This is a genomic window from Pseudonocardia bannensis (assembly GCF_012911875.1).
Classification (GTDB): Bacteria; Actinomycetota; Actinomycetes; order Mycobacteriales; family Pseudonocardiaceae; genus Pseudonocardia; species Pseudonocardia bannensis.
This window is the reverse complement of sequence record NZ_JAAXKZ010000025.1, coordinates 46,258-53,460: the sequence shown is the minus strand read 5'-3', so window position 1 is coordinate 53,460 and position 7,203 is coordinate 46,258. Positions and strand designations below refer to the sequence as shown.

The 7,203-nt window shown below is 73.3% G+C and carries 8 protein-coding genes; 3 read left to right on the top strand and 5 right to left on the bottom strand.

What is annotated here, in order from left to right; genetic code table 11:
• The 4 genes from HF519_RS09680 to HF519_RS09665 form a co-directional block, all read right to left on the bottom strand.
• The coding region (locus tag HF519_RS09680) for a lysophospholipid acyltransferase family protein (RefSeq protein WP_169412315.1) at positions 1-933 on the bottom strand (933 nt) is incomplete at its 3' end.
• Positions 930-1,691 (bottom strand): GNAT family N-acetyltransferase, encoded by a 762-nt coding sequence (locus HF519_RS09675; protein ID WP_169412314.1) that lies wholly within the window; start codon positions 1,689-1,691, stop codon positions 930-932. The genes HF519_RS09680 and HF519_RS09675, both read right to left, overlap by 4 nt.
• A 208-nt stretch (positions 1,692-1,899) precedes the next feature.
• Entirely contained in the window at positions 1,900-2,856 is a 957-nt protein-coding gene (locus HF519_RS09670; RefSeq protein ID WP_169412313.1) for an electron transfer flavoprotein subunit alpha/FixB family protein, read from the bottom strand.
• Between the two features lie 34 nt (positions 2,857-2,890).
• Positions 2,891-3,688, bottom strand: coding sequence for an electron transfer flavoprotein subunit beta/FixA family protein (locus HF519_RS09665; protein ID WP_169412312.1), 798 nt, complete (start codon positions 3,686-3,688; stop codon positions 2,891-2,893).
• 356 nt (positions 3,689-4,044) lie between these two features.
• On the opposite strand from HF519_RS09665, the gene HF519_RS09660 reads away from it, so the two are divergent.
• The 3 genes from HF519_RS09660 (at position 4,045) to HF519_RS09650 (ending at position 5,521) form a co-directional block, all read left to right on the top strand.
• Positions 4,045-4,188 carry a hypothetical protein gene (locus HF519_RS09660; RefSeq protein ID WP_169412258.1) on the top strand — a complete coding sequence of 48 codons (144 nt, stop codon included), beginning with the start codon at positions 4,045-4,047 and terminating at the stop codon, positions 4,186-4,188.
• A gap of 174 nt (positions 4,189-4,362) precedes the next feature.
• Entirely contained in the window at positions 4,363-4,659 is a 297-nt protein-coding gene (locus HF519_RS09655; protein WP_169412310.1) for a hypothetical protein, read from the top strand.
• Between the two features lie 97 nt (positions 4,660-4,756).
• Positions 4,757-5,521, top strand: a complete 765-nt coding sequence (locus HF519_RS09650) for a class I SAM-dependent methyltransferase (RefSeq protein WP_169412308.1) — start codon at positions 4,757-4,759, stop codon at positions 5,519-5,521.
• A gap of 5 nt (positions 5,522-5,526) precedes the next feature.
• Here the strand turns inward: HF519_RS09650 and HF519_RS32785 are convergent, their stop codons facing one another.
• Entirely contained in the window at positions 5,527-7,002 is a 1,476-nt protein-coding gene (locus HF519_RS32785; protein ID WP_312860016.1) for a DUF4389 domain-containing protein, read from the bottom strand.
• Positions 7,003-7,203 lie beyond the last annotated feature (201 nt).

The window sequence follows — 7,203 nt, the reverse complement described above, 5'->3', positions numbered from 1 at the left end:
GGCGGGTGGGGCGGTGCGCTCCCGGCTGCCGGCTCGGACACCTGTCACCGACGCCACGACGTCCTGGGCCCGCAGGGCCAGCGCACGCCGGTCCTCCCCGGGTAGCGGGGTGATCTGCGGGTGCACGGTGGCCTCGCACACCAATGCGGGCAGCCGCAGTACCCGCAGCAGCGAGTCGAACAGCGTCTGATCCCCGACGAACGCGCCCTCGGTCGTGGGGCGCCCGTCGGGCAGCCGGAGGTCGATCGACACCGGCCGGACCGGTACCCCGGCATCGATCGCGGCCTGGAACGCGGCCCGGCGGAACGGCCCGGACGCCGACCCGCACCACGTCGTGCCCTCCGGGAACACCCCGATGCTCGCCCCCGCCCGCAGCGCCGCCGCGGCGTCGGCGACCACCTCGGGCAGCCCGCGCAGGCCGGAACGGTCCACGAACAGCGCCCCGCTGCGCTGCGCCAGCCACCCGATGACCGGCCAGTCACGCACCTCGCGCTTGGCCAGCATCCGCACCGGCTGCACGGCTCCGAGCGCGAGCACGTCGATCCAGGACAGGTGGTTCGCCACGACGAGCACGCCCGACGACCCCTCGTGGGACATCGACCCGGTGACACGCAGGCGGACCCCGGTCGCGCCGAGGACGCCCCGGAACAGCCCGCTCGTCACCCGACGGCGCCCGCGTGTCCGGCAGAGCGGCAGCACGGCCACGAGCGGGACCGCGACGAGCACCCAGCAGGACAGCGCAGCCAGCCGGCGGGACACCCGCAGCCGTGCCGCGACACCCGGGCGGGCCGGGGCCGGGAGGCAGTCCGGTCCGCACGGCGAGCACGGCGCCCACGGCCCGCCGGGCCGGTGCGCGAGGGCCGGCACCCCGGGATGGGTGGGGTGCACGATCCCGGCCCGGGGCGCGGTCACGCGAGCGCGCTCGGCGCTCATCGCTCGTCCCCGAGGAAGAACCGCAGGTACCGCTCGTCCATGTGGTCCAGGCCGAGCAGCACGAGGAAGTCGGCGACACCGAAGCCCGGGTCGTGCGCGGGCGGCCCGCAGACCCACGCGCCGAGCCGCAGGTAGCCGCGCAGCAGCGGCGGCATCGTGGTGCGGCGGTGCCGGGTGGCCGCCGGGTCCCAGGGGTTCAGCGGCCGGACCCGGTACCGCTGCGGGGACAGGTGCCGGGCGCTCACCCGGTCCCAGACGCCGGCGGCCAGTGCGCCGCCGTCGCCGAGCTGCACGCTCGCGCACCCGGCCAGCCACCGGTTACCGGTCAGCAGCATGTAGCGGGCGATGCCGGCCCACACCAGGCCGACGACGGCGCCACCGCGGTGCTCGGGATGCACGCACGACCGGCCCGCCTCCACCAGGGAGGACCGCAGCGGGTCGAGGGCGGAGACGACGAACTCGCTCTCGGCGTACAGTCCGCCCGCGGCCCGGACCCGGGCCGGCGGCAGCATCCGGTAGGTCCCGACGATCTCACCGGTGTGGTCGTCGCGGACGACCAGGTGGTCGCAGAACTCGTCGAAACGGTCGGCGTCGAGCCCGGCGATCGGGCTGTGCAGGGTGGCGCCCAGCTCGTCGGCGAAGACGCGGTGGCGCAGCCGCTGGGCGGCGCACACCTCGTCGGAGTCGGTGGTCAGCAACAGGGAGTACCGGGACGCGGCGGCCTCCGGCGTCCGGACCAGTACCTGTGAGGAGGTCACACCCGCAGTTGGTACGGGGTCCGGGAAACGCGTGGACGGGACGGTGACGACGCCGGGATGGCAGGTCGGTGAACGCGACCGGACATCACCGGGTGTGCCGGCCCGTGTCACCCGGTGGGGTCGGCAATCGGCGACAGGGCCCGAGAACGCCGGTGCCCCCGGACGGCGGGAGGCCGTGCCGGGGGCACCGGGTAGAGCGTCGAGCAGATCAGGACTTGCGCTTGGCGATCTCGTCCTTGAGCTGCGGGGCGACCTTGAACAGGTCCCCGACGACACCGAAGTCGGCGATCTCGAAGATCGGCGCCTCGGCGTCCTTGTTCACCGCGATGATCGTCTTCGAGGTCTGCATCCCGGCCCGGTGCTGGATCGCACCCGAGATGCCCAGCGCGATGTAGAGCTGCGGAGACACGGTCTTACCGGTCTGCCCGACCTGGAACTGGTGCGGGTAGTAGCCGGAGTCGACCGCGGCGCGCGACGCGCCCACCGCCGCACCCAGCGAGTCGGCCAGGCCCTCGACCAGCGCGAAGTCATCGGCCGACCCGACACCACGACCACCGGACACGACCACGCTCGCCTCGGTCAGCTCCGGACGGTCACCACCGGTGATCGGCTCCCGGCTGGTCACCGCGGCCGACCGGCCCGACGCGGCGCCGACCTGCACCGACTCCTCGACACCCGCACCGTCGACCGGCTCGATCTCCACCGAACCCGGCCGCACCGTGATCACCGGGTGCTCGGTGTTCGCCTTCGCCTCGGCGATGTAGGCCCCACCGAACACCGAGTGCGTCACCCCGACAGCATCTCCGCCGGACACGCCGACGACGTCGCCCAGCAGCGCCGAGTTCGTCCGCACGGCCACCCGGCCGGCGATCTCCTTGCCGTCCGCCGACACCCCGATCAGCACCGCCGCCGGGTTCACCGAACCGATGAGCGACTCGAGCACCGAGACCTCGGGGCTCAGGAAGTCGGTCGAGTCGGTCTCCGCGACGTAGATCTTCGCCGCGCCGTGCGCCTTCAGCCCGTCGGACAGCTTGCCCGCCGTCCCCGCCGGGCCGACGACGACCGCCGCCGGCTCACCCAGCGCACGCGCCGCGGTCAGCAGCTCGTAGCTGACCTTCTTGATCTCACCCTCGACGTGGTCGACGAGGACCAGCACCTCTGCCATTGCCGTCTCTCCTTGAACTCTCGTCGGGGGTTGGTCAGATCAGCTTCTGGGACACCAGGAACGCGGCGATCTTGGCACCGGCGTCGCCCTCGTCCTCGATCTTCTCGCCCGCGCTCTTCGGCGGCTTGGGCTGCGACGACGTCACCGACGTCAGCGCGTTCGCGATCCCCACCTCGGAGGCGTCGATCCCGGCGTCGGCCAGCGACAGCGTGGTCACCGGCTTCTTCTTCGCCGCCATGATCCCCTTGAACGACGGGTACCGCGGCTCGTTGATCTTCTCGCCCACGCTCACCACGGCGGGCAGCTCCGCGGTCAGGTGCGTCACCCCGTCGTCGGTCTCCCGCTTCACCGACACCGACGAACCGGAGACCGTGATCTCCCGGGCGTGGGTCAGGGCCGGCAGCCCGAGCACGTCGGCCACCATCGCCGGCACCGCACCCGCGCGCCCGTCCGACGCCTCGTTGCCCGCCAGCACCAGGTCGAACCCCTCACCCGGAGCGCCGACCGCAGTGCTGATCACCTTGGCCAGCGCCTTCGCGGTCTGCACCGCGCACGACCCGTGGATCGCCTCGTCCGACAGGTGCACGGCCTTGTCCGCGCCCATCGACAGCGCCTTGCGGATCGCGTCCGTCGCCCGGTCCGGGCCGATCGTCACGACGGTCACCTCGCCGCCGTTCGCTTCCTTGAGCTGCAGCGCCGCCTCGACCGCCCGCTCGTTGATCTCGTCGAGCACCGCGTCGGTGGCATCCCGATCGAGTGTGTGGTCGGAGTCGGACAGCTTGCGCTCGGAGTAGGTGTCCGGCACCTGCTTGACCAGCACGACGATGTTCATCGGACCTCTTCGACCTCCTGCCGGTGCCGGCGACGCCCGGGCGGGCGCGCCGCTCTCGTCTGTCGAACCTTGTCGCACGGGTTCCGGGTATCGCGGCCCGGCCCCCGGGTTGCCCCGGGGCGTGTCGCACGGCACCCGTCGATGTGTCGACTCTGCCAGCCACGGCCGCGGAGCGGCGGGGCGGGCGACCTCTGGAGCATTGTTACCGGGGGGTATCCGCACGGCAATCGGGGTGGAGGTGAGAGTCCTCACCGTATCCGTCAGATGATGGAACTGTTCGCCCGTCCTGCGGTCGTCGCCGGCACGTGTTTGGCTGGTCGGTCACGCCCATGCGCACGAGAACAGCGGAGGATGTCGTGCCACTCCTCGGCCGGATCACGAGGTTCCTGAGCAGCCCCCAGGGTCGCCGGCTCACCGAGCAGGGGCGCCGGCTCGCGAGCGACCCGCGCAACCAGCAGCGGGCCCGCAGCCTGCTCGCCCGGTTCCGGGGCCGCCGCTGACCATCGCGAACAGGGCCCCGCAGCGGGACTGCCCGGCGGCCACCGGAGGCGACCCGGCTCCACTGGACACCGCCGGTGGGCTGGATAGGGTCGCCCCAGCGGCGTGCACCTGCGCGGCAGAGCCCGAGCGCACCCGGGTTGCAGCAGCGGCCCGTCGCCGGACAGGAGGCGACCGTGCTGGTGACCGGATACGACGACCGGCAGGGATGCGGCTACGTGGTGCGCACCGGCCCGCACGCCGACGCGGACGCACCGGGCACGCAGACCGTGAGCCACGACGGGCTGAGCGTGGTGGCCACCCCGGAACTGGCCGCGATGCTGCGCGACGCGCTGGCCCACCGGCCCGTAGCGCTGCTCGGCTGGTCGGGACCGGAGGTGCCGTTGACGTTGCAGGACCCGACGGTGCTGGACTGGTTGCGCTACAACGTGGGCGGCGTCATCACCGTCGAGGGCGCCCCCGACCCGGAGTAGCCGCCCGGCCGTCCCCGGGGCCCGCCCGGGCCGGCCGCGAGCCGCCGGTAGGTTCCCTGCCGGTGAGAGTCGTACCGAGCGCCCGGACGTGGTGGCGATGACCCGCGTCCACGACGGCCACACCGACGGGCTCCCGCTCACCGGTGAGCGGACGGTCCCCGGCATCGCCGAGGAGAACTACTGGTTCCGCCGCCACGAGGTCGTCTACGACGCCCTCGCGCCGCGGTGCGTGGGAGCGACCGTGCTCGAGGCCGGCTGCGGGGAGGGTTACGGCGCCGACCGGCTCGCCGGCGTCGCGCGCCGGGTCCTCGGGCTGGATTACGACGCGCTCACCGCCACCCATGTCGCCCACCGCTACCCGCGGGTCGCGGTGGCCCGGGCCAACCTCGTCGCGCTGCCGGTCGGCACCGCCTCGGTCGATGCCGTGGTGTCCCTGCAGGTCATCGAGCACCTCTGGGAGCAGGACCGGTTCCTGCGCGAGTGCGCGCGGGCGCTGCGGCCGGGCGGCGCGCTGCTGATCAGCACCCCGAACCGGATCACCTTCTCCCCCGGCCGGGACACCCCGCTGAACCCGTTCCACACCCGGGAGCTGGACCCGGCCGAGCTCGCCGGACTGGTGCATGACGCCGGGTTCGCCGACATCGAACTGCTCGGGCTGCACCACGGGCCGCGGCTGCGCGAGCTCGACGCCCGGCACGGCGGGTCGCTGATCGACGCCCAGGTGCAGCTGGCGGTGGCCGGTGCGCCGTGGCCGGAGGCGCTGTGCCTCGACGTCGCGTCGGTGCGCTGTGACGACTTCGAGCTGAGGGCCGACGACCTCGACGCGAGCCTGGATCTGGTGGCGCTGGCCGTGCGGCCCTGACCGCGCTACCGGTCGGCCTGGGTTCGCGGCCCGGTCCCGGACCGCCGCGGATCGGCCTGGGACGAGCGCGGCACCCCCCGGGACGGTCCCGGTGCCGGCTCTGCGGACCGCCGCTGCGCGGGAATCCCCACCGCGGCCGGTTCCACGGCGCCGCCGTCCAGCCGGAACGGCGGGTACTCGTCGGTCATCAGTGCGAGGTAGACGAGCACCCGGAACGTCCACCTGTCGAACCCGACGTTCAGGTCGAACAGATCCCGCGGGTAGCGGCCATGCACCATCAGCGCGCCGCCGGCCACCAGGGTCAGCAGGATGACGAGGCCCCCGACCCCGAACGGCGGGACGCCGCTGCTCAACGGCCCCCACAGGCCCACCAGGAACGCCACGACCAGGACGTGCGGAGCGGCCAGCAGCCAGGCGAAGATCGCCAGCGCGCGCGAGAGCCGTGGCGGGTAGGCGATCACGAGGATCGCCGGGTAGTCGACCGGGGCGAGGGTGAACGGCGGGTACCGGTCCGTGCCCAGGGCCCAGTAGCCGTAGTAGGCGACCCGCCAGGTCCAGCGCAGCACGCCCACGTTGATGTCGAAGATCGGTCTGGGGTAGCGCTCGGTGGCCACGATCGAGACGGCGGCCACGAGCGTCAGCACGACGAAAACGCTCCACAGCACGGCGAGCACGATCAGGTGCGGGATCAGCAGCAACCCCTTGACCAGCCACAACCATCGGCTGAGGGGCTCGTCCAACCGCGCCTCCACGCGGGCCGGGTAGGCCCAGCCGGCCGCTTCGGGCGGCCGCCCGGCGGGTTGCACGAGGGGGCGTCCGGTCCAGGCACTGAGGCCCAGCAGAAGGCTCCCACCGAGCAGGAGCATGCCGAAGGTCATCAGCGCGACCGCGATGGGGGTGAGGAACGGGACCCGCCTCGCGGCGATCGCGTCGACGCTCACCGGGCGCTCGCCGTCGGCGTTCATGACCACGAGCGAGTAGTCGCTCCCCTGCACCGGCCAGAGGACGGTCTGCGTCCCCAGCCCCTCCGCCGCGGCCACCCAGAACAGCTGGCGGCCAGGTGGCGGGACGACCGTCGTGCCGTCGTGCTGCCGGGTGACGGCCGAGTTCGGTTCCGTGCCGATCTCGACGATCTCGTCGTAGCGCGCGCCCCGGAGATAGTCGGCGACAACCTGCCGGGGGCCGATGCCGACGAAGACCGGGTCCCCGAGCAGCGCGGTGACCCGGAGCCGGACCGTGCCGCTGTCGCCGGCCAGGTCGGCGACACCGAGGGGTAGGGCGCTCAGTTCGGGCTTCACCTCGCCGCTGCTCACGGCGACACCGTCACTGCCCAACCGCTGGATGGGGGTGGTGAAGAAGCCGTCGTCCTCGCGCAGGTTCTGCGCCCACATCAGCAGGGCGCCCGTGCCCAGCAGCCCGATGGCGAGCAGCCCGACGAGCGCCGCAGCCAGGCCGGCCAGCCACCGTGTCGTCGGGTCCATCGGCGCACCCGGACCACTCATCGTTCCTCCCCGATCAGCTGCCGCGACGGACCGGTGAGGGTGGCCCGGGCCGCAGCAGTGAAACAACGCCACGGCGGGCGCCGGTCGGGCCCCGTGGCACGCGGGCTAGCGTGGGCCGCGGTTCGGATCGGGTTCGGATCGGGTGACGAGGGGACGGCAGCGGTGGGCATCGACGCCGTT

Bases quoted from the DNA above. Each gene is read 5' to 3' on its own strand.
- HF519_RS32785 (WP_312860016.1), bottom strand. From the start codon at position 7,002: ATGGACCCGACGACACGGTGGCTGGCCGGCCTGGCTGCGGCGCTCGTC.
- HF519_RS09665 (WP_169412312.1), bottom strand. From the start codon at position 3,688: ATGAACATCGTCGTGCTGGTCAAGCAGGTGCCGGACACCTACTCCGAG.
- HF519_RS09650 (WP_169412308.1), top strand. From the start codon at position 4,757: ATGACCCGCGTCCACGACGGCCACACCGACGGGCTCCCGCTCACCGGT.
- HF519_RS09670 (WP_169412313.1), bottom strand. From the start codon at position 2,856: ATGGCAGAGGTGCTGGTCCTCGTCGACCACGTCGAGGGTGAGATCAAG.